Consider the following 23,040-nt stretch of genomic DNA (forward strand, 5'->3'; position numbering starts at 1 on the left):
AGTATCAAAAAATGAGTGTGAGCTAAGAGCCCGAACCTCCAAATTCTTGGCGGGATGAAAATTCATCCTTTCTCCTTTACACTTCATCCTTCATCCTCTATGCCTTGACACGCTTCTGGAAGTATTTAGGCCATGTAAACCGGAAGGTCGCTCCCGCCCCAAGTTCGGATTCGACCCACACCTGCCCCCCTCGACTCTCGACAATCTTCTTCACTATGGAGAGCCCGATGCCTGTTCCTTCCACTTTATCTCGTGCTTCTAGCCTTTGGAAAATCACCCAAATCTTCTCATGGTAATTTGAGGCAATCCCTGGCCCATTGTCTGCGATCGCAAATTCATAGTACTGTCCCACATCTCGAACACTAACCTGGATACGGGCATGGGGACACTGGGCATACTTGATGGCATTGCCAATTAAATTGATCAAGACCTGTTCTAGGGGTATCTTCTCGGTCTTAAGTGTCGGCATTCCCGGTTCGACAACCATTAAAATATCTGGGGGTGGGGCGAGCAGTTCAATCACTTCAGCGATTAAAGCCGAGACATCCACCCGTTCCATCTGTTGCACACGACCTGCACGGGAATATTGCAATATCCCGTCAATCAAGTCTGTCATGCGTTGTACCCGTCCGCGCAACAACCTTAAATGTTCACGGGAGTCGTCCTGGATTTGGTCGCCAAGGTCTTCTTCAATCCACTCCGAGAGCGTTGAGATTGCGCGTAAGGGGGCTTTGAGGTCGTGAGAGGCGATATAAGCAAACTGATCGAGTTCTTGGTTGGAGCGCTCTAGCGATCGCATCAGTTCAGCAAGTTCCTCAGCTTTTTTCTCAATTTCTCGCCGCGCCTGCACTTGCTCGGTGACTTCCACCGCATGGGTCATAATCCCATAAACGTTGCCCTCGCCATCGACCAACGGTTGATAAACGAAATTCCAAAAGCTCTCTTCTAATTTGCCATCATCATTGCGGTCAAATACAGCCGGCATTTCCTTACCGATAAACGGTTCACCCGTGCTATACACCCGATCTAACAACTCAAAAAAGCCCTGCCCCTCCAACTCCGAGAACGCCTCACGGACGGGTTTGCCCACCAAATCCCGCTTCCCCGTCAGTTTGATGTACAGGGAGTTAACCGTTTCGGTGATATGGTTAGATCCGCGAGTCACTTGAATGGCGGCTGGGGCTTGCATAAACACCCACTGGAGTGCCGCACGGGCAGTTTGTGCTTCACATAACGCGCGATCGCGTGCCGCTTCGACTTGCTTACGTTCGCTAATATCCGTGTGTACCCCCACCCATTCGCGAATGCTGCCGTCGAGTCCCAACACAGGTACAGCACGAGCACTCATATAGCGATACTCACCGTCATTACGCCGCACGCGATGCTCGACTTGGTAAAGAGTACGGTTGGCAAGAGCCTCCTGCCATGCCTGTGCGGTATTGGCTTGATCATAGGGATGAATAGCATTGAGCCACCCCCATCCTTGGTATTCTGCATAAGTCTGTCCGGTGAACGCACTCCAGCGAGCTTGTTCGGTAACAAGTTCTCCTTCGGCATTCGTGTCCCAGATGATGGGAGAGGTAGCCTCGACTAGGGAACGGTAGCGCTCTTCGCTCTGGCGGAGCGCTGTTTGCATCCTTTCGATCTCACTACGTTCCTGCCGTTCACAGAACAGTTGCTGAGTTTTCTGTTGAGCTTCTTTATCTTGGGTGATATCAACCATGACACCCCGCAGCCGCTTGGCGCGACCGTTCTCGTCACACATCACGCGGACCAAATCTTTGAGCCACACCACACGACCATCTGCCGCGATCGCTCTATACTCGAATTGATGGTCTCTCGCGGCCTGAGTTGCCGTTACGCAGAAATCAATACACCAATCCCGGTCTTCTGGATGGAGTAATTGGTCTTGCCAAAATCCAGGTTCCTCGAACCACTGGCTGATGGGATAACCCAGAATATCTTGGGCGCGATCGCTCACAAACGTGAATTTCCACGTCAAAGCGTCCATCTCCCAGATGATCACATCGAGTCCTTGCACCAAATCAACATAGCTGTTTGGGTGTAGTAGCAACGATGTATTAGGTGACTCCTTGTCCTGGATCTGCGGCACCGTCTCCCTTGCTTGGGCTTGATTACACACCTTTGTCGCCCAGTTACTGTTTTGTGGTGCGATCGTCAACTCGGTCTCGCACATCCTTCTTGCAGTCTCCTAAGTGGCTTGAGATGACTTCCCGAAGTCCTAATTTTTTTAGGCTTTAAGAAAAAGAGAATTCAAGGCGTCATTGGAAATTATGACGCCTTAATGATTCATAAGCTGAGGCTACTAACTGGCTAACACGGGCATCGGCTTGCCAGTCAGAGTCAGTTTAGGCAAGAGTAACAATTTGTCAGCAGGAATATATCTAGCTCAGGTCTGAAGAATCTCTCTAGAGATAGGGGTGGGGGAGTGGGAAGTGGGGCGGGAGTTCATACGAGGATGGGGCCGGAACTCATACTCAGACAAAGACCCAATTTTAGTACACTAAAATTAGTAGCCAATGCCAAGAATCTTGAAGTTTAGTTAGATAAATTTACTTTTCTCAACAAAATATTCTCAAAATATTTAAACTTCATTGCAAAGTCAGCGATACGCTATTAAGGACGTGATAACTTCTATTGATGTTGACCAACCGTGCAGTGATCAGAAAGGAGGACACTTTGGATTTGCATTCTGCTCAAGCCACCAACGAGTTTTTTCGTGAAGATATCAGTGAGTACGTAGCTCAACTTCAGCTTCACATGGCGTTGCAAGCCCGTAACTTAGTGCCAACCCTCACAAAGGCCAAGGATAGCCGAGAGCAGCTATTACAGCAAACCCAAGCGAATATTGAAAAGCTTGTCTCGCGACAGGCCATTTAAAAACCCGTAGGAGAACGCTCCGCCTCATCCGTGAAGGAAGCGTGAGTGGTAAGCGCGGTAACAGTTTTATTTACCCAACACACAGTCCCATGCGCTGGAAGATCAAGCTATAGCGCGTGGGACTCTCGTATTTCAAAAGTTAAACTTTTATCATCCCGCCGGGAAGACTACCGACACAGCGATAGCAAGCCCTAGAGATGAAAGGCGGTTATAAACAGGGGTGTTTAACCCCCCTCTTGATAAGAATGATCTTAAAAGTTAAAGGTACCGCGCTCGTTAGTTAATATTACGGTTAATCGCTAGGAATACTGTAATATTGAAGACTAAAACAGACTGCTGCACAGTTCCTTGGAAAAGACAAGAGTATTTCTAGAAAAAAAATGTAACGGCGTGGGGGCATCTCGCTCCCACAGGAGGTGGCTGCACTACAGTTTTACAATTTAGAACACAACTTGATTAAAACTATCTCAGAAGGGATACCTACAAGCTACTCCTTTAGAAGGATGAGTAGAATTAGTAGTCTTCATAATATAAACTACAGTAAATCGATCAAGATTTAGTACTTTAAGGATTCAATCAATGGTAAGCGTTGATTGAGTCACAGAGTTATCACTGCCTATATTCAGTGCAGCTAAGCAAACCAGGGCGATCGCGACCCTTCAAATTTTTGTGGAATAGCGACGCACAAAAAGTTAACTAGATTGCTGCATGGGAGCCAGACTTCTTGCTATTAGCCAAGTCATTTGGCTCATTCAACGTGCTGGCTCGCAAACCCTATGAAACATTTTTTAGTTAATCATCTATGCACAAACACCTATTTTGCAATCACAAACTTCTTCCGCCGTCAATTTTAAAACCTCAATTTTTACTAAAATACTTAATGGTAGTTTTTACCTTTGGTATAACATCTTGCAACAGTTTGGACGAGAAGAAGAATGAAGTCAGTGTTGATGGTGGAGCTGTAGGTTTTCCCATCCATCAAGCCGTTGCAGAAGAATTTCAGAAGGCTAAACCGGAAGCTCAGGTTAGTGTTGCTTCTAGTGGCACAGGTGGTGGCATCAGCAAGTTTTGTGCTGGTGACATTGATGTCGTTGGTGCCTCACGCGCCATTAAAGATGAAGAAATTAAAACCTGTAAAAAGAAGGGAATTGAGGTTGTAGAGCTGCCTATTGCTCTAGACGGAATTGCTGTTATTGTTAATCGCAACAATAACTTTGCTAAGTGCTTGACCATTGAGGAGTTTAACAAAATGTGGAACTCAAAATCGACTAACAAAATAACCAGATGGAATCAAGTTAATCCAAAGTTTCCTAACCAGCCGATAAAGCTTTATGCCCCAGCTTCCGACACGGGAACATTTGATTATTTCACACAAGCCGTTACTGGCAAAGCCAAAAATAGCCGCACGGACTACACTCCTAGCCACAATCAAAACGTCCTGGTTCAAGGGGTTGCAGGTGATGTGAATGCCCTAGGATATGTCGGGATATCTTACTACCTAGCAAACCAAGACAAACTGAACCTAGTTGCTGTGCAAAGTCCACAAGGAAAGTGTGAAACGCCAGTCCCTTTAGACAATGTTGTTAAAAATGTTTATTTACCCTTATCTCGTCCCCTGTTTATCTATGTTAGTAAGAAATCCCTAGACAACGAACCAGCCGTCAAGGAGTTTGTTGATTTCTATATAGATAATTCTTGGAAATGGGTCGATCAAGTTGGTTATGTGGCGCTACCCGATGAAGCATATCCCAAGATAAAGCAAAAACTTGCCTCTGGTGAAACGGGTTCTAAATTCAAAGATGCAAAACCGGGTGAGCCGATCGCAAACCTTCTTTAAGGTATTCCTCATCAGAGAGTTAATCAAACTTATTCAAGTTCAATTAGTAATACGCTCATCAATGACTGTCTAGGGGTTATGCAAAACACAAATTCTAGGAATGATTTTAATTGGGAGGACAGGCGATCGCTTGAAAAAAAAGCAGGCGACGATATCCAGGATAAAATTATCGCCGTGATTTTATTTTGTTGCGCGTTAGTTTCCGTACTCACTACGTTTGGAATTGTTTTTATTATCTTCCGCGTGACGTTTGAGTTTTTCCAAGAGGTGTCGTTCGCTCAGTTCTTTCTCGATACCCAGTGGACACCTTTATTTGCTGAGAAACATTTTGGAATTTGGCCTTTGCTCAATGGCACTCTACTGACTACAACGATTGCCATGCTTGTTGCTATTCCTCTAGGTTTATCTGCGGCTATCTACTTAAGCGAATATGCTTCACCCAAGGTGGCAGCTATTTTACGCCCAGCTGTAGAACTGCTGGCGGGAGTGCCTACTGTTGTCTTTGGTTACTTCGCTCTCTTATTTGTGACACCTGTGTTGCGGAATTTTCTTCCCCTTGAAGTTTTTAACGCTTTAAGCGCTGGGCTAATGACAGGAATCATGGTTATGCCTACCGTTAGCTCTATCAGCTTAGACGCGCTGCAATCTGTTCCTCGCTCTTTGCGGGAAGGTGCTTATGCAATGGGCGTAACAAAACTGGAAGTTATCACCAAAGTTATCTTCCCCGCCGCTCTTTCTGGAATTGCTGCCTCGATTATTCTAGGCATTTCAAGAGCTGTCGGTGAAACAATGATTGTCGTGATTGCGGCTGGGCAACAACCTCGACTCAGCCTTAATCCGTTTCAAACGGTGGAAACCATGACAGCTTATATGGCTCAAATTTCAGGAGGAGATAGTCCTCGTGGCAGTCTTAATTACAAAACCTTATACGCTGTGGGAGCTGTTCTGTTTTTAATCACCCTCACGTTAAACATTGTCAGTCACCAGATAGCTAGTCGCTACAAAGAAAAATCTTAATAACAGTTATGGCTACTTCTTTTTACCAAAACGATTTCCAAGAATCAACTGAGGAGTTTAATCCGCAGTTAGAGAAAAGAGAAAAAATCGGCAAAATATTTGAGATTCTCTTCTTAATTGGTTTGTCTATCGGCTTACTTGTTCTTGCTATCTTAGTCTTTGATGTTTTTAAGGATGGGCTAGGAAGACTGTTGACTCCTGGCTTTTTGACTGAAAATCCGTCTCGTTTCGACGATAAAGGCGGCATCCGTCCTGCTATTTTTGGTAGCGTATTGCTAGGGCTACTAGTCATGTTAGTTGCCGTGCCTATCGGTGTGGGAGCCGCGTTGTATCTCGAAGAATATGCACCAAAAGCTTGGTGGACAGATATTATCGAGATTAATATTGCCAACCTAGCTGGAGTTCCTTCAATTGTTTATGGACTACTAGGGTTAGGCGTTTTCTATTATCTTTTAGGCTTTGGTCCATCTTTGATTACTGGCGCACTAACGTTGTCGTTGCTGTCTTTACCCATCATTATTGTGACTGCCAGAGAGGCAATTCGAGCTGTTCCTAATTCTCTACGAGAAGCTTCCTATGGCTTGGGAACAACGAAGTGGCAGACAGTGTGGAATCACGTCTTACCTTATGCTATTCCAGGAATTTTAACAGGGGTGATTCTTTCCGTTTCGCGTGCTATTGGTGATGCGGCTTCTCTCCTTGTAATTGGAGCGGTGAGCTTTTTAACCTTCAATCCGGGTTTATTTCAGCGCTTTATGGCTTTACCCATCCAAATTTACAGCTACATTAGTCGCCCTGAACCTGGTTTTGCTAATGCCGCCGCCGCGACAATCATTGTTTTATTGTTCGTAGTTTTGGTTTTGAATGGCGTAGCAATCTACCTTCGGAATCGTTTCTCGTTATTGAAATAAAGCTAAAATTTTTGGAGACAGAATACAAAAGACAGTGAACAACGAAACGGATAGTATTGATTTAGTTTTTTTCTAAAAGGTGCATTCTGAATTCTCTACGACGGGCTTATTGGATTAATTTTTGGAAAAACTGAGATATCGGTTAAACCCGTCCCTAGCCCTCTGACTTCTAGCTTTAACTCTAATAGACTCTGCGGATAACTGACATGCAATACAATAAATCCCAACGTAAGCAAGATAACGGCAAACAAAATCTAAACGCGCAAGATAACGCGAGCTTTGTCGTCCAAGACGTCAAGGTTTATTATGGCGCTCTCAAGGCACTTCAAGAGGTCAATGTAGAAATTCCTAAAAATCAAGTCACAGCTTTTATTGGACCTTCAGGATGTGGCAAAAGCACTCTCCTACGCTGCTTTAACCGCATGAACGATTTAATACCTGGAGCTAGAGTTGAGGGCGAAATAAAGTACCAGGGAAAAAACATTTATGATAACAAGATCAATCCGGTGAAAGTACGGCGTCAGGTTGGAATGGTATTCCAGAGACCGAACCCTTTTCCGAAGTCAATTTACGAAAACATTGCCTTTGGGCCGCGTGCTAATGGTTATAAGGGCAATATGGACCAACTGGTGGAGCAATCGCTGCGGCGGGCGGCACTTTGGGATGAGGTGAAGGACAAGCTGAAAGCGAAGGGTACTGATTTATCGGGAGGACAGCAGCAACGGCTTTGCATTGCACGGGCGATCGCGATGAAGCCAGATGTCATTTTGATGGATGAACCCGCATCTGCCCTCGATCCGATTTCAACTCAACAGGTTGAACAACTGTGTCTTGAACTCAAGGAACAGTACACAATCATCATCGTGACCCACAATATGCAGCAAGCCTCACGGATATCCGATATGACTGCATTTTTCAACACAGAAACTGATGAGAGTGGTAAGCGCAGGGGAAAATTAGTCGAGTTCAGTCCTACTGAGGAAATTTTTGATTCTCCCAGAACTAAAGAAGCTAAGGCTTATATCAGTGGTCAGTTTGGTTAAGCTACGCCGCTGCGCTCCAATTTTAAATTAGAAATTCAAAAAGGAATCCCCGTATCTTTCATGCTGGGGCTTAAGACAATGTAGTTAATTACGCAAGTTCAGGCTTATGTTGTTAATGTTGCGGACTATCACCCAGTGGTGCCAAGGAGTAATAGCAAGTTGGTTAAACAGACGCTCTTTATGGGGCTTTGTGTCCCTGTTTTTGGTAGGAGCTAGCTTAAGTTTAGCGATCGCCGCCTGCTCTGGCAGCATTGCTGATACCAGTGGTACTCAACAGGATGTCAAGCTAAGGCTCGTTTCCTACTCAGTTACCAAAGCCGCTCACGATCGCATTATTCCCAAATTTGTCGAAAAGTGGAAGAAAGAACACAACCAAAATGTCACGTTCGCACAGAGTTATGGGGGGTCTGGTTCTCAAGCCAGTGCCGTAATTGAAGGCTCGCAAGAAGCCGATATCGTACACCTAGCACTCGCCCTTGATATCCAGAGAATTGAGCAAGCGGGTTTGATTGAAGCGGGTTGGGAGAGAGAAGCTCCTAAAAATGGCGTTGTCACCCGATCTGTGGCTGCTATTGTCACCCGCGCAGGCAATCCCAAAGGCATTAATACTTGGACAGACTTGGCAAAAGATGGCGTGAAGCTGATTGCCGCTAACCCCAAAACGTCTGGTATTGCGATGTGGGAGTTCTTAGCTTTGTGGGGTTGTGTGACCCAAACAGGAGGGGATGAGCGTCAAGCACTCGACTATACCACCAAAGTCTATAAGAATACTCCTTTGCTAACAAAAGATGCGCGTGAGGCGACTGATTTATTTTTCAACCAAGGTCAGGGAGATGTCTTAATCAACTACGAAAACGAGGTGATTTTGGCTGAGCTGAACGGTCAGAAACTACCTTATACAATCCCTGAGGTTAACATTTCCATCGACAACGCTGTTGCTGTTGTAGATAAAAACGTTGACAAGCACGGCACTAGAGAAGTTGCACAAGCGTTTATCGATTTTCTCTACACCCCAGAAGCCCAACAAGAATTCGCTGAGTTAGGGTATCGTCCCGTTAACCCTAGCGTGGTAGCAGAAGTGGCGTCGAAGTATCCTCCAGTGAAAACCCTGTTCACAGTTCAAGATTTAGGCGGTTGGGATATTATCCAGAAGCAATTCTTTACCGATGGGGCAACGTTTGACAAAATTCAGGCTGCCAACAAAGCATGAGAAGCCTCAACATGGCTGGCATGGTGTTGCAGTTTCCGCACGCTGGTCACGAAGATTCAGCAATTGAGGAAGTTTGCCAGGAAGCTAGTGCAGCATGGCGGAAATAACTATCCAGTTGAAAAAGCTTAAAAAGCTTACTGTATAAACTTTCTTTCCTTCTGCCTCCTGTCCTCACTCTCATCTCCGGTCTTCCTTCTGCCTTCTTGTACTAGTACACCAGTGATCGCACTCTTGCAGCACTACACCCTAGAGGATTGGCGTCAAAAACGAGATGACAGCAAGAGGGGAACTTCTCAGGAGTGCCCAGAGTGTCGTGGAGAAGCCAAAAAAGACTTGAGCCTCCGAATCCAAAACTGTGTTAGCGCAGGAGGATGTCACTCCCTTAAATACTGTTGCAGCAAATCCTTCCGGCGTTCACCAATCTGCCGCAACTGCGTCTCGATTTTTTTGATCGCCAAGGGTGAAGGTTTTGCAAGTCCATTTTCCCATCGGCTAACGGTCGGGTAAGTAACACCTAACGCTGCCCCGAATTTGGATTGTGTCAACCCCGTCTCGATACGGAGTTCACGGATGAGTTTGCCAATGGCTGGCTGGTTTGTGACTAAAGGTGTTTTAATTGCCATAAGATCTGGTAGAGCTAACGTTGGTAAAATAGGCTATAATATAGGGTTCAAATATAAGTCGTGTGATCGGGAAATTTATGGAGAATTCGTCCTGATCAGCCGTTGGGCCAAATTTGGGATTCAGGAGCGATCGCTTAATTGCCGTGCTCTCTCTGCCCGCTTAGCTGCCAGGGCAGATTCGGCATACTGTAACGCCTCTTGCCAAACTTCATAGCCCTGATGGCTCAAATGAATGCCATCCGTTGTCAATTCCTGCCGTATCTCGCCTTGCTCATCCGTAAACAAGGGGTGGAGATTGAGATAACCGGCTCCTTCTCGTTGAGCAATCCCGGCAATTTGTTGGTTGAGGTTGCGAATTCGCTCATTGCTAATCGCACTTAAGCGTATGGGAAGAATAGACTGCAAAACCACTTGAGCTCGTGGGTGATTCTGACGCAAGCGTTGCACAATCTGGCGTAAGTTATTCAGAATCACGTCATCCGCTACACCCTGACGTAAGTCATTAATGCCAGCCAAAACATAAATCGTATCCGGTTGCGTTTGGGCAAAAGCCGATAATCGCCTGCGAATTTGACCCGAATTCTCCCCAGAAATGCCTTGATTCAGCCAAAGTTGACTCCCTGGAAGTCGTTGCGAGGGAAACCACAGACTCAGCGAATCTCCTAATAAAATGGCCAGACGATTAGAACCCTTTCCTTTGGCAACGGCTTTGGCTTCCTGTTCCAGGAGACGTTTCCACTGTTCATGAGTGGGTGATGGTAACGGCTGTGCCTTGGTATTAGTTCCCTTTGCCCACAAAGACTGAAAGCTGTCAGCCGGCAAGCGTGTAAACAGTTTACCTGCTTTCAAAGCCGCTAATCGTTGAAGATAAAGTTGGCTACCAGAGGTAGGAAATAGAGCCGTGGACTGAGGCTGGGGCAAAGCTGGCAGATTCGTCTGTTGTTGTGTCGCCTCCTGAGCCGCATTGGGTATGAGGATTGGGGTGAGCGATTGTGAAATCGGTTGTGTACGCCATCGGGCTGGACTGGGTGGCGGTGGACTGAACTCAGCAGAGACTGTCTCGACAATGGGGACAATCTGAGGGGTGACAACAGATTTAAATAGCTTAGCGGTCGTTGACACTAACAAGGTGGACAGCTCATCTAGTTGGCGCAGGGGTAGCGCCGGGGGAGGCGGCGCATAGATGGGTCCTACGCTGATTAGACTGGCTGCCAGCAGATAAGGATCGCTCATGCAGTGACTCCATCACACTCTCTTCCCCTTTGACAGCGATTAGAGAGGGTAGTCAGGAAACTTGTCCAAAAATAACGGCTGATTCAAGACGCAGCGATGTGATTGTTGTAGTATCCACACCGCTTTTGAATCAATGCGATCGCCCCAAGAACCGTACTCAGCTCATAAGTATCCACCGTAGATAGGAGCATGGAGGATAGAGCCGGTAATAATTCTGGCCGACCAATTCTTCCCAAGGCTTCAGCCGCCGTATAACGAACCCGAAAATCTTCATCCCTCAAGGCTTGCTCCAGCACCAGCGCCGCTGTCTCAGAGGCAATCGTACCTAATGCGGAAGTTGCCATCCAACGCACCCAAGAATCTTCATCAGTTAAGGCGGGTACGAGTGCCTCTACCGCCGTCTTTGAGTTGATCGAGCCTAAGGCATAAGCCGCTCTTCCCCGCAGTTGAGAGTCTTCTTCATTCAAAGCACTACTGAGTACGGCTACCGCTGTATCTGAGCCGCTTTCCCCTAACCCTTTAACGGCCATCAAACGCACCTCCGAGTCCTGATCTCTCAAGGCGATTCGCAGGGCAGCGACAGCCGGCTCCGTGCCAATTTTTCCTAACCCAGAAGCCGCCCGACAACGCACCTCCACGTCATTATCTCTTAAAGCCTGCCGCAGGGCAGCGACAGCCGGCTCCGTGCCAATTTTGCCGAGTGCCTCGGCGGCTTTGCGGCGAACTCCAAAGTCTTCATCGTACAGGGATTGTCTCAGTCCTGCCACGCCTGCCGGGGAGCCAATTTTCCCCAACGCCTCGGCGGCTTTTTCCCGAACTTCAAAGTTTTCATCACTCAACGATTGTTGCAACGCGGCTACACCGAGTTCAGAGCCGACTTTCCCTAAACCATAAGCTGCACTTAAACGCACCCAAGCATCTTGATCATTTAAAGCGAGGCGCAATGCGGTTACGGCGGCTGGACTTAAAGCGGCTTCTGGGTCATCTGTTCTTTCAGAGGCCGCCACAGAGGTACCGATTCGTCCTAACGCCCAAGCGGCTGTTCTGCGAACATAGGCATCTTCATCGCTCAAGGCTTGCTGCAATCCCACCAGCCCCACCTCCGAGCCGATATAACCTAATGCCTCAGCGGCGGTTCTGCGAACGTAAGAGTCTTCATCACTTAAAGCCTGCTGCAACACGACAAGCGCCGCCTCAGAATGCGTAGAGCCTAAGCCTAAAGCGGCTTTCTCACGCACTCGATAATTTTGATCTTTTAAGGCTCGTTGCAGTGCGGCTACGGTTGTCTCAGTCCCAATCGATCCTAATGCTAATGCGGCTCTCCCCCGCACCCGGTAGTCTTTATGGTCTAAAGCGTCCTGTAAAGCTGCCACTGCCGTTTCTGTGCCAATCGCTCCTAAGGCTGAGGTAGCGATTCCCCGAAAATCAAAGTTTTCATGGTTCACGGAGCGCCGCAACGCCGCAACAGCGGCTTCCGTGCCGATTTTACCTAACGCGAGAGCGGCTGTCTCGCGCACTCGATAAACTTCATCGTTGAGGGCGGCCTCCAACACGGCGACGGCTGCCTCTGTGCGGATTTGACCCAAGGCTGAAGCCGCTCTTGTCCGCAAATCAAAGTTGTTATGGTTCAAGGCTTGTGCTAGTGCCGCTACGGATGCCTCAGAGCTGATGGTACCCAGTGCCAAGGCAACACTCTCTCGCACCTGATACTCTGGGTCATCCAAAGCTCGTCTGAGTGCTGCCACTCCTGACTCACTGCCAATTTGCCCTAACTCGTAAGCGGCCTGAGAGCGAACTTCTGCATCTTGATGATTCAAAGCGGTTGAGAGTGCCACTACAACGGCTTCAGATGCGATCGCACCTAACGCCTCTGTAGCACTACAGCGCACCCCAGAGTCTTCTGCATTCAACGCTTCCAGCAGGGGTGGAATGGCGCTATCCGAGCCTGTAAGGCCCAGAAGTTGAGTTTTGAGCAGCACAGGAATATCTAACCCCGCTAACCAGCCTACTGTTGCAGAGTGAAACTCTGATTTCACGGTTCCTGCGAGTCTTGCGCCGAGGCACCAATCCACCTCTAGGGCCAACTTGACCACTCGTAACGCCTGAGACTTGTCCTCCACCTGCTGCAAGGCCAGGATTAAGGGTTCTGTCCATTTCAGGTCGTTTAAATATTGATGTTGAAGTTGCTCATCATTCAGATGAGGCAACTGCGCTCGAAGAGTGTTGGCTACTTCGGATACCTGAAGCCGTTGCTGCTGAGATTCCATCGGGTTGGGGTTTTCACACGGATAGCTCTAGTATGCGATTGCGCTAAGTGTACCGCCCAAGGGGCGATTGCTTAGTTTTGGTTTTTCCCTGGTAACGGCTCGTTTCTCGATCCTAGCAATGCTTCGTTTACTCTGCGGGAAAGGCTTCTAAGAAATAGGAGTGGAGATGACCACCGGAGCTTTAATCAGGATGAGGAGAGGAGAAGGAGAAATTGTGATCATGTTTCTTTCATCTATAAACGGGTGGGTAAGCCCTCGTGAACTGCTCCTGAGGAAAAAATGTATCCCACTGCTAGGGCTCAGTTAGATATTCTTGTTGGAGAACTTACGCGTTTAGGAAAGCGGAGTCGATACTCAAGCGTAGCAACGCTTTAGGGTATCACCACAGCCCATCGTACCTTGAGCGCTGTCCAAAAAGAAGTGCTTGGCAACAGTCCGTTAATGATGACACTCCTGTTGAACCTGACCTTCTGTTTTGATGTTGGGGATAGAAATAAATAAGGGTGAGGGGAAAATGGGGAGACGCCACGACGCTTGTTAGGTTGTCCACTAGGTTTTTCCGGTGGGGATAGTATTGCTTCCTCCATAGTTTATCCTTCATCCTTATACTTCAGATTAAATAGTAGTAATCATAAAAGAAGCATTCAACTTTAGATTATGCAAGACGGTCAAATCAGGCTTAATAAAGTAACTAGAGAATGGGTCATTTATGCACCCGGTCGGCGTAAACGCCCCCAAGATTTTCAGAAAAAAAATAGTCAGGCCCCACAACCCCCAGTAAGCCAGGAGCGAAAATGCCCTTTTTGTACGGAGCCTATGTTAGAGACGATTCTTCTGGAGATACCGAACAAGCAGCAAACGTCTTGGCAAACCAGAGTAGTTCCTAACAAGTTTCCTGCCTTAACTCCCCATGAACATACTCACCGTTCCACTGAAGGAATTTATATCGCGATGCCCGGTTATGGTCAACATGAGTTGATTGTTGAAAGCCCAAAACACGACAAACACATCGCTACAATGTCACAAGAAGAAGTAGAGATTGTGATTGAAACTTATCACAAACGTTACCTCGATTTGATGGTAGCCCATGAGAATATGATGGCGATTATTTTTCGCAATCATGGTGAGCGGGCGGGTGCTTCTTTAAAGCATCCTCACTCTCAGATTATCGTGACGGGTGTGGTTCCTCAGCATCGTCGATACCGAGAGGAACAGGCTCAGCGCTACTTTGATGTCTGGGGACGGTGTGTGTACTGCGACATCTTGGAGTTTGAATTGCAAAACCGCAGGCGAGTTGTTCAGGAAAATGACTCGTTTTTAGCCTTTGTTCCTTTTTCTGCTGAGGTTCCTTTTGAAACCTGGATTATGCCGAAAAATCATCAAGCTGACTTTGGCAGTATTTCTGAACAGGAAAAATCCGATTTTGCCTTAATTTTGCAGAGCGTTCTTCGGAATTTGTACGATAAATTGAATGACCCTGATTACAACTACGTGATCAATACAGCGGCTCGATACAAAGCGGAAGAACCTCAGGTACACTGGTATTGTCAAATTCAACCTCGCCTAACGACTCCGGCAGGTTTTGAGTTGGCAACAGGCATTAGTATTAACCCCTCTCTTCCAGAAATAGACGCCGATTTTTTAAATGGCTTGTCTTAATAAACATTTCTAGCCTTGTCAAGGAAAAAATGTGGGGGTTTTAGGCCGTAGCTTGAGAGAGTTGCTGCCAGCGCTGTTGCCACAATTGTGCGATCGCTCCTACCACATCTGGCAAATCGGCAAATTCCTGGCTTTGGCGTTTCAGTTCTGGGGCTATATGCTCTAATCCCATACAGTCTCGGCAACAGTACAAAATTTGTTGCCAAGCGTTTTGCCACTCGACTCCTGCCTGCTGATGGGCTTTTACAGGTTTGAGACGTTCTTCTTCTTGACGCAGGTGTTGGGCTTGTTGCGCCCAGGCGTTGCGCCACGGTTGCACGGCTTCGGGCTGTTTGTGGTTATCGTACCACTCTCGTTCGGTACGCAATATTTCGCCCAACTGGTCGAGGCTGGGGCGTGAAGTGCAGCGTGCGATCGCATCGAGTCCCTGTTTTATCCAGAGAGGCAAGCGGCGATAACTGACGAATTTAGCACGAGATTCGACTAACTTCACCCAAATTTGGTGAGGCCAACACTCTAGGCGTTCGATTTGGTTTAGGGAAATTTTCAGCAGGGCGGCGACTTCCTGGCGTACTTGCTCTAAGGGTAATTGGGCAGGGTCAATGACCCCAGATGTAATTAAGTTCTGGGACATGGTAGATTGCTGATAGTGGGTGTTAAAGTAAGGCGACCGCTTACACGGGCAAGTGAAGCAATCGCCGTGCTTGTGACCAAATGGAAGAAGATACAAACTGGAAATTATTGCTCCATAGGCACCCTTTGAACTCAATAGTGAGACACTTTTAAAGGAGACCAGTCAGCCGTGTTGTATCTTGAGGGAGCCAGCGAGACTAGCTGGTTTTTTCGTATTCACTAATTTGAAGTTTACGTCTGGTTAAACAAAACGTCAAGACATAAACTTCATGAGCAGTACGTCTAGAATGAGTCAAGAAAATCAAGACCAACAGGAGAAGTCTCTGTTGAGGCAACTCAGAGAGCAGAATCAGCTAACGCAGTTTCAGTTGAGGCTACTAATTGGAGTTTCAGAACGCAGAGTCAGTGATTGGGAAAACGGTAACGCCAAGCCAAACCTTGAGAATGCTGTGGGACTAGCTCGTGCTTACAAGGTTTCGCTTAAGGTAATCTGTCAGGCGTGCGGGATTGATGTTTCGGGTGTGCCGGATGATGGGGGTTAGGAGCGATCGCCTCTTATAAGGATTGAGAATCAGGAAGCGTCATCCTCTCCCAAAATCTAAGCGATCGAGTCTAGACTTCAGGGGTTTTTTGGTGCGGCTGGCGACGGTGTCAGGGAAACGACTTTGAATTTACGTCCGACGAAGCCAATCAACGTACAAGACCCACCCCTAAGCATACCTATAGCTTCCTGCCTTCGTTGAGGATGCATCCATTGCTCTACAAAATTCAATCGCTTCAACTTAAGTTCTATTTGGCGTGGATATCCTAGTTGTGTATCGTAGCTAGAATCGGCACTAATCACACCATCACAAGCGCAGCCATTTGGGCCGCATTCCGTTTTCGATGTATACTTTGCGAGTTCATTAAATAGGTCTGTAATAGTCACTGTTGGCTGTTCCACAAATGACCCTGGTTTTTTGCAATCCTGAACAACGTTAATTACCCTTTCGTTTTTAATTTCAACCTCTTGCCGACAGACTTGAGAAAGCCCGTTATCAGTCTCGATAACCATGCGATAACGCTGAAAGTCACGAGCAGCCCAACGGCTTTGTGCCCTAGCTAGTTCTTGCTGTGCCAATAAGTTTGGGGCTACACCAACAGCGACGATACCGCTTATCAGTAAAGCCGTAGTCATAATGACGCTACGCCACGGGGGCTTCATGGGAGGAACTCTTCCTATACTTCACACTGTTTCGGTTATATCGGCGAAAGAGTGGGCGTTTAGGCCATGTATCGAAAACGGCAACGATGGATATCTCAGCCTTTGTGATAGCTTATCGGTCTGGGCAATCCTCGCATGATCAAGTAAACGTCAAGATCCCTGACTTCTTGAAGAAGTCGGAGATCTGAACAACCCAAGTTTGTAACTCAAAAATCTCTAATGTTCTCTTCTAGGAATGCGATCGCAAATCGCACAGCGTTATCTCCTCTGCTACTCAAGAAAAAATTTATTCCAGGGACTCCAAATCATCAAAGTTGTCATCTTTCCACAGAGAATCATGAAAACCTTGGACGACTTCTACTAGCTTGCCCTCTCTCCCTAACGCTTCATCCGCCAATTCCACAATCCACCGATTAGGCACAGCGAGGGGTCTAGCTTCCAATACATAAGCCAATGCTTCCTCCTCTTTCCCCGCACCCAGTAGCATGGCACACACCGTTAAAGCCACGGCTGAAGAACGACTGATACCCGCATAACAATGGATGAGGACGTTTCCCCCATCCTGAGAAATCAAAGGAACGAAGTCAATTACCTTGCGGATATCTTCAGCAGTAGCCAGAACATATTCAGGGTCATCATCCGGTACCCTGATATCATCAAACTCCAGTCGTAACCGATGGGGTACTTGGGTATAACCATCAGGAGGTTTGTCACCAGGACTACCAATCGAGATCAGATGTTTGATTAATGGCCCTCTAGTTGTAGACAAGAGATGTTCGCTTGCTTGGTCACAGGATGTGATAAAAATTTTTGGTAGTGTATGGGTCTCTGGTGTTGCTTGTGCTAGCTGGGGAGTGCGATTCAACTCAATAGCATCTGGTATCAGTCCTGAACCTGCAATCTTTGAGGCAAAAGCGATAGATTTAGGAACAATGAAGCCTTTATCTTGAAGCGCTTGCAGTATCTCTATATTTTCCGCTTCCAGGCCAATTTTCCCTAAAACCGAAGCCGCCCTTTCACGAACCAGGGAATATTTATCGTTCAGTGCTTCAAGCAGCAGATTAATAGCAGGTTCTGAACCGATTTGTTCTAATACCCAAACAGTTCTCTCACGAACCTGAGACTCTTGAGCCTGGAGTTTACCGCGTAGTCCCGTAAATACCGCCTCAGTGCCGATTTGCTTCAAAGCCTCAGTCGCCGCCCTACGCACAAAAAACTCTTCGTCGTCGAGTGCGGCAAGCAACTCAGGGATAGCCGCAGAGGAGCCAATCTTTCCTAATGCAGTAGCAGCTCTTCTGCGAACATAAGAGTGGCGATCTGCCGTAGGCGGCAGCGCTTCGCGATCGCGCAATGCCTCGATCAGTCCATCCACGACCGCTTCACCCTGGAAAAACCCTAATGCAGAGGCCGCCCTCCAACGTACCTGGGAGTCTTTATGCTTTAATGCGCCTATCAATCCAGTCACTGCCTCAGGAGAGCGGATTTGCCCTAATCCCCAAGTCGCCCAAATGTAAACCTGAGGGGATCGATGGTTGAGTGCCTCAATTAGCCCAGTAATGACGGCTTCCGAGCCGATTTGCCCTAACGCCCAAGCTGCCCACCGAGCTACATTGAAGTCTTCATGATTCAAGGCATCAAGCAAGGCAGTAACTGCCGCTTCCGTGCCGATTTTCCCCAAGGCACGAGCCGCCTTTGCGCGAACATGCGAATTTTTAGCGTTCAGGGATCTTAGAAAAGGTTGAATCGAACTCATTGAGCCTGAATTTTGCGGATATGCTTGAGATTCGGTTTTGTCTGTTGCGTCCCTAACGACTTATTATGACCTTGATTCTCACGAATGACGACGGAATAGACGCTCCCGGCATTCGGGCGCTTCTAAAAGCAGTGAATGGCAAAGGCGTGATTGTGGCTCCTAAAGACCATCAATCAGGCTGTGGTCATCAAGTCACCACCACTCGACCCATTCACGTCCATCGCCGTTCTGATACCGAGTATGCGGTGGGCAGTACTCCAGCCGATTGTATCCGTTTAGCCACATCACATCTTTGTAAGAATATCAAGTGGGTGCTTTCTGGCATCAACGCCGGTGGCAACTTAGGGATGGATGTGTATATCTCCGGAACTGTAGCCGCCGTTCGGGAAGCTGCCATACAAGGCATTCCCGGTATCGCCGTTTCCCACTATCGCAAAGGTAAAGTAAATGTCGATTGGGATGTAGCAGCGCGGTGGACGGCTCAGGTTTTAGAGAAATTATTCAACCATCCCCTGGAACCGGGGTGCTTCTGGAATGTAAACCTGCCGCATCTGCTACCGGGAGAACCCGATCCAGAAGTGGTGTTTTGTACACCCTGTACGCAACCGTTGCCAGTCGAGTATCGAGTCGAGGGAGATTCCTATTACTACATTGGGGAATACGCCAAGCGCGGGCGTACTCCCGGAAGCGACGTTGATGTCTGCTTTTCAGGCAAAATTGCCGTGACTCAGCTACGACTTTAGCCTCTGCTACACAAACTCATGGTCTCAGGCGTGAGTGTCAATCTCCTTGAATCACAAGCTAACGATAAAAATTATGGTCGAGGTCTAGCTCAACCAGGTAAAAACATTTTCAATAAACAACATGAACCCTACCATGTTCATGGGCAGATAGTTGAACATGGTAGGGCGTTTCTATTAGTTGGTCTTCATTAGGTCGGTAAAACAGAGAAAGCTTATCAATGAACGATCGCGCTTCACTTGCCGAATTTGCTGTAGTCTAAAACTGAATCTTTATAGCTCGGCTTTTCAAATACAGCTTTGCCATCGAAGGGCAACAATGCTGACTTGACATTCAACGCCAAGGTTTTGAACATATCCGTCGTACTTGGCGTCATCTGGACTTTAGAGAACATAATAATAGCAAATAGATTGCCCGAAGGTAACAGCCCACCAAACCCCAGCACAGACTTGATGCCAAAGGGAATCACAAATGAATCCTGGGCTGGAATATAGGAACTGCCGACCGCTTGAGGTACATAGAAGACGTTGAGTTTCCTCTCCTCCAGTCCAACCAAAAGTTTGGGATCGGGTCTGAGTACCGTGCTTATATCTAAGCCGAACTGTCTGATCAACTGTGAGATCATCGGAAACTGTGCAACCATATCTTCGCTTACTAATGGGATAGCTTTATGTCCCCCGGATGTGTATCTTGAGTTCCATTCCGGTTTGTCACCAGCGGTTGCCAGCAGAGTCAGGCACTTCATGCTTGGAGATGGGAAATAGCTGCCCACCATGCTATTGGCGGATTCGCGCAGTTCCAGATCAAGCTCCTCATAAGGATGGGTTTTGAAGCAACGGACGAGCGCACAGGCCGGAGTCCCAGTCTCCTGGTCAATCAAATTTTCATAGAAATAGTTAACAATTTTGTTACTGACAGACTCCATACTTTTAGCGCCTAAGCGCTGCTGGCACAGAGTCATCCCACATTCAACCATGTCTTTTAATGTGAAGTTTGTCAGGTCGTACATTGAATTTGCTCCAAAATCAATAAAACAGGCATAACTTTCCGGGGCGAATAAAGCCTACATTTCAGCCATTTACAGCCCCAGTTTTATCTCTTTGTTTAATGCAAAGAGGTCTACGGTTTCGTTGGAAATGTCTTGTGTGGAAGGTCAGATTATTTCTGTAGTACAGTCGTTTTTCACGAGTTTACTCTTAAGCGGTTTTAATCTGAAAGGCAGAGATCAGAAGATTTCTCTACTCTTATTGGTTGTTTCTTCTGACACTCATACGAGTCTTCTGGACAACCCAATGAAGCTTTTGTGTTTGAGTTCCCATCCATATTCCCTAGAAATTGGGTGCCTCAAATTAAGTGGAATCGAATTCCCACTTGTATTTGTACTTAGGAGCATTCTACCTTCGTATTTTTGTATTCTTCAATACATATTTCTAGAGAGTTTTTAAGTATCAGGAATATTTGCAAGAAGTAATGCAATCTTGTTGATTTACTTAAAAAATAGCCAATTAAGTAGATAGATCTAAATAAATATACGCCACTTTTAGAGTGAACATTTACCTTGATTATATCTTCAGGGGGATGACGAAAAAGTAAGCGATACTCGCTTACTTACATTTAAATTTTCCACCTAGTTAATTTGCTGATGCCAAATAATAGTTGTCCGAAAAAATCAACATAAACTTTCAGCGATCGCACGGGAACATCTGGCTTTTATTCCCAAGCAATTCAGTTCGCGTAAGGCAGCGCAACTCCTGTAAAATTCCTTAAGGGGACTGCAACGAAAGGAGAAATATGCGGATTTTAATCATGGGTGGTACCCGGTTTATTGGGGTCTACCTAACTAAAATTTTGGTGGAACAAGGTCATGAGGTGGTGCTGTTCAATCGCGGTAAGAAACCAGCACCTGTAGAAGGCATTCAACAAATTCATGGCGATCGCATCGACGCCTCCCAACTTAAAGACAAATTATCACAAGAACAGTTTGACGCCATTTTTGACAACAACGGTCGGGAACTCAGCGATACTCAACCCCTAGCCGAAATCTTTAAAGACCGGGTGAAACACTTTGTCTATATGAGTTCTGCGGGCGTTTACCTCAAATCCGACCAATTACCCCATATCGAGGGTGACCCAGTTGACCCAAAAAGTCGCCACAAAGGCAAGCATGAAACCGAAGCTTTCCTGGAACAGTTGGGCTTACCTTGGACATCCATTCGCCCAACCTATATTTACGGCCCCCAGAACTACAATGACCTAGAAGCATGGTTCTTTGAGCGGATTGTACGCGATCGCCCCATCCCTATTCCCGGAAATGGAATGCACATCACCCAATTCGGTCATTGTCAGGACTTAGCTAGGGCAATGTCTCGGGTTCTAGGGAATGAGAGTGCGATCGGGCAGATTTATAATGTATCGGGCGATCGCTACGTTACCTTTGATGGTTTAGCACGCGCCTGTGTTGAAGCCACGGGTAAGTCCGCTGACTCCATCAAGATTGTGCATTACGACCCCAAGAAATTCGATTTTGGCAAACGCAAAGCCTTCCCCATGCGAGTCCAGCACTTCTTTGCGGATGTGCATAAAGCCATGACTCAGTTGAATTGGCAACCGGAATATGACCTGATTTCGGGTCTTAAAGATTCCTTCCAGCACGATTACCAGGCATCTGGGCGTCATGAAGCTGAGGTGGATTTCTCGCTGGATGACGAAATTTTAAAAGCAGTTTAGCGGTGGGGGCACTAGCCGTAACCCAGCCATTAACCTGCCAATTGTGTGGAGATGGTAAGTAGGTGGGCATTAATATTTGTCGTTGAGGCAAGGCAGGGGGCAGACCGGAGCTTTAGTGAGGACAGAAGGCAGAAGGGAAGAGGCTTTTAGGCTCTTAACATTTGTTGACATACGTGCATTTATTTGTGCCCACCTACTTATAACTTACCATCTCACTTTTAACGCACTAAATACTGACCCCCTCTCCCCCTGAGCAAGGGGAACAAGAAAAGTATTTGTCTTGAGTATTTAGAAAAAGGGTATAAGTGTTCCTACAAACTCGATTAAACTCGATGATCGAGACGGTCATGAGGGGGCTGAATAACGGGTTTGCCGTTCACGTCTACCTCTAACTCTTCGCGACGAAGTGTCTCTGTCGCATCAACCGTACTTCGCTCAATTTCTTTCCTGATGGTGACTTCCTCGCGGACAAAAGCCTGCTTGCCGATTTCCGCCGTCTCTTCGTAGACACTCATGTGAGCCACTTCGCCTTCACGGAAATCCACTGTACCAGGAGTAACTGTCGTCCCAACACCTGAAGGTGTTGTGCGCTCAATCACCAGTCGTTCCTTCTCTACCGGAACCGAAACCCGTGCCGTTTCGGTTTCAACCCGCTTACCGATGGCTACCTCACCCGTCTGACGACGGCGCTTATTGGCAACCAGCCGTTCTTCATAGAGTCTAAGGCTTTGATGCTCCTGTTCGTTCATTTGGTACAGTGAAGGCTCATGTTCGTAGGTGTAGAGATGGCGGTTCTCAGAAACAGAGCTAGGTGGAGGGGAAACTGGACGTGGTGTAGCCGATTGAGCCGGTACCCTGGCAATTCCTGGTGCCTCTACAGGAACTGAGGCTTCTACTGTAGGAGTGCGGTAAACGTGCCGTACTCGTTCTTCGTAATCGTAATCAACCGTCATACTGTCATCGTATTCAGGTAATTTTTCGGCTTGCTCTTTGCTGAAAATTCCTACAGCGTAGATGCGTCGCGCAGGGGCATCAACATGGCAACGACCGACTGGAAGCAAGACCTTCTTTCCAAAAATCCAGAAGCCTGTTTCAATGACGAGATAGCGAAAACTGCCTGTTTCATCTACTAGTACGTCATGAATAGAGCCAATTTTCTCATTGGTTCTCCCAGCATAAACATCAAGTCCCTTGACGTCTTCACCGTTAAACGCTTCTTCGCGATAGTGTGGATTAAAATCCCCAATTTTGAAAAGAGCCATGCTCCTGTCCCCAAAGTCA

Annotated in this window: 19 protein-coding genes; 10 read left to right on the forward strand and 9 right to left on the reverse strand. The window is 47.1% G+C overall.

Annotated elements, in window-relative coordinates; translation table 11 throughout:
• Positions 1-97: 97 nt before the first annotated feature.
• Positions 98-2,197: a PAS domain S-box protein gene (locus NDI48_11435; protein ID MEP0831820.1), complete on the reverse strand. Its 2,100-nt coding sequence runs from the start codon at positions 2,195-2,197 to the stop codon at positions 98-100.
• A gap of 503 nt (positions 2,198-2,700) precedes the next feature.
• Between NDI48_11435 and NDI48_11440 the strand changes: the two genes are divergently transcribed.
• From NDI48_11440 to NDI48_11465, 6 genes are all read left to right on the forward strand, one after another.
• Positions 2,701-2,901: a hypothetical protein gene (locus NDI48_11440; protein ID MEP0831821.1), complete on the forward strand. Its 201-nt coding sequence runs from the start codon at positions 2,701-2,703 to the stop codon at positions 2,899-2,901.
• 880 nt (positions 2,902-3,781) lie between these two features.
• On the forward strand, positions 3,782-4,738 hold the full coding sequence (locus tag NDI48_11445) for a PstS family phosphate ABC transporter substrate-binding protein (GenBank protein ID MEP0831822.1): 957 nt from the start codon (positions 3,782-3,784) through the stop codon (positions 4,736-4,738).
• A 78-nt stretch (positions 4,739-4,816) separates the two neighbouring features.
• Positions 4,817-5,755 carry a phosphate ABC transporter permease subunit PstC gene (gene pstC / locus NDI48_11450; protein MEP0831823.1) on the forward strand — a complete coding sequence of 313 codons (939 nt, stop codon included), beginning with the start codon at positions 4,817-4,819 and terminating at the stop codon, positions 5,753-5,755.
• An 8-nt stretch (positions 5,756-5,763) separates the two neighbouring features.
• Positions 5,764-6,666, forward strand: coding sequence for a phosphate ABC transporter permease PstA (gene pstA, locus NDI48_11455; GenBank protein ID MEP0831824.1), 903 nt, complete (start codon positions 5,764-5,766; stop codon positions 6,664-6,666).
• A 206-nt stretch (positions 6,667-6,872) separates the two neighbouring features.
• Positions 6,873-7,709, forward strand: coding sequence for a phosphate ABC transporter ATP-binding protein PstB (gene pstB, locus NDI48_11460; protein ID MEP0831825.1), 837 nt, complete (start codon positions 6,873-6,875; stop codon positions 7,707-7,709).
• Between the two features lie 115 nt (positions 7,710-7,824).
• Positions 7,825-8,919 carry a sulfate ABC transporter substrate-binding protein gene (locus NDI48_11465; protein MEP0831826.1) on the forward strand — a complete coding sequence of 365 codons (1,095 nt, stop codon included), beginning with the start codon at positions 7,825-7,827 and terminating at the stop codon, positions 8,917-8,919.
• A 374-nt stretch (positions 8,920-9,293) separates the two neighbouring features.
• Here the strand turns inward: NDI48_11465 and NDI48_11470 are convergent, their stop codons facing one another.
• From NDI48_11470 to NDI48_11480, 3 genes are all read right to left on the reverse strand, one after another.
• Positions 9,294-9,542 (reverse strand): helix-turn-helix domain-containing protein, encoded by a 249-nt coding sequence (locus tag NDI48_11470; GenBank protein MEP0831827.1) that lies wholly within the window; start codon positions 9,540-9,542, stop codon positions 9,294-9,296.
• A gap of 120 nt (positions 9,543-9,662) precedes the next feature.
• Positions 9,663-10,775: a GDSL-type esterase/lipase family protein gene (locus NDI48_11475; protein MEP0831828.1), complete on the reverse strand. Its 1,113-nt coding sequence runs from the start codon at positions 10,773-10,775 to the stop codon at positions 9,663-9,665.
• 83 nt (positions 10,776-10,858) lie between these two features.
• Positions 10,859-13,042, reverse strand: a complete 2,184-nt coding sequence (locus tag NDI48_11480; protein MEP0831829.1) for a HEAT repeat domain-containing protein — start codon at positions 13,040-13,042, stop codon at positions 10,859-10,861.
• Positions 13,043-13,699: 657 nt separating this feature from the next.
• On the opposite strand from NDI48_11480, the gene galT reads away from it, so the two are divergent.
• The gene (gene galT / locus NDI48_11485) at positions 13,700-14,701 is read left to right on the forward strand and encodes a galactose-1-phosphate uridylyltransferase (GenBank protein MEP0831830.1); all 1,002 of its coding nucleotides are present in this window, start codon (positions 13,700-13,702) and stop codon (positions 14,699-14,701) included.
• A 40-nt stretch (positions 14,702-14,741) separates the two neighbouring features.
• Here the strand turns inward: galT and NDI48_11490 are convergent, their stop codons facing one another.
• Complete coding sequence (locus NDI48_11490; GenBank protein MEP0831831.1) at positions 14,742-15,335, reverse strand: hypothetical protein; 594 nt, start codon at positions 15,333-15,335, stop codon at positions 14,742-14,744.
• Positions 15,336-15,621: 286 nt separating this feature from the next.
• Here NDI48_11490 and NDI48_11495 point away from each other — a divergent pair, with 286 nt between their 5' ends.
• Complete coding sequence (locus NDI48_11495; protein MEP0831832.1) at positions 15,622-15,876, forward strand: helix-turn-helix transcriptional regulator; 255 nt, start codon at positions 15,622-15,624, stop codon at positions 15,874-15,876.
• A gap of 77 nt (positions 15,877-15,953) precedes the next feature.
• Here NDI48_11495 and NDI48_11500 read toward each other — a convergent pair whose 3' ends face one another.
• A complete protein-coding gene (locus tag NDI48_11500) occupies positions 15,954-16,538 on the reverse strand; it encodes a DUF6174 domain-containing protein (protein ID MEP0831833.1) in 585 nt (194 codons plus the stop codon).
• Between the two features lie 286 nt (positions 16,539-16,824).
• Positions 16,825-18,291 (reverse strand): HEAT repeat domain-containing protein, encoded by a 1,467-nt coding sequence (locus NDI48_11505; protein MEP0831834.1) that lies wholly within the window; start codon positions 18,289-18,291, stop codon positions 16,825-16,827.
• 65 nt (positions 18,292-18,356) lie between these two features.
• Here NDI48_11505 and surE point away from each other — a divergent pair, with 65 nt between their 5' ends.
• Entirely contained in the window at positions 18,357-19,034 is a 678-nt protein-coding gene (gene surE / locus NDI48_11510) for a 5'/3'-nucleotidase SurE (GenBank protein ID MEP0831835.1), read from the forward strand.
• Between the two features lie 233 nt (positions 19,035-19,267).
• Here the strand turns inward: surE and NDI48_11515 are convergent, their stop codons facing one another.
• A complete protein-coding gene (locus NDI48_11515) occupies positions 19,268-20,041 on the reverse strand; it encodes a histidine kinase (GenBank protein MEP0831836.1) in 774 nt (257 codons plus the stop codon).
• Positions 20,042-20,823: 782 nt separating this feature from the next.
• Here NDI48_11515 and NDI48_11520 point away from each other — a divergent pair.
• Positions 20,824-21,759, forward strand: a complete 936-nt coding sequence (locus tag NDI48_11520) for an NAD-dependent epimerase/dehydratase family protein (protein MEP0831837.1) — start codon at positions 20,824-20,826, stop codon at positions 21,757-21,759.
• Positions 21,760-22,082: 323 nt separating this feature from the next.
• Here the strand turns inward: NDI48_11520 and NDI48_11525 are convergent, their stop codons facing one another.
• Positions 22,083-23,021, reverse strand: coding sequence for a DUF2382 domain-containing protein (locus NDI48_11525; GenBank protein ID MEP0831838.1), 939 nt, complete (start codon positions 23,019-23,021; stop codon positions 22,083-22,085).
• Between the last annotated feature and the right edge of the window lie 19 nt (positions 23,022-23,040).

It is taken from the genome of Microcoleus sp. AS-A8 (genome assembly GCA_039962225.1).
Classification (GTDB): domain Bacteria; phylum Cyanobacteriota; class Cyanobacteriia; order Cyanobacteriales; family Coleofasciculaceae; genus Allocoleopsis.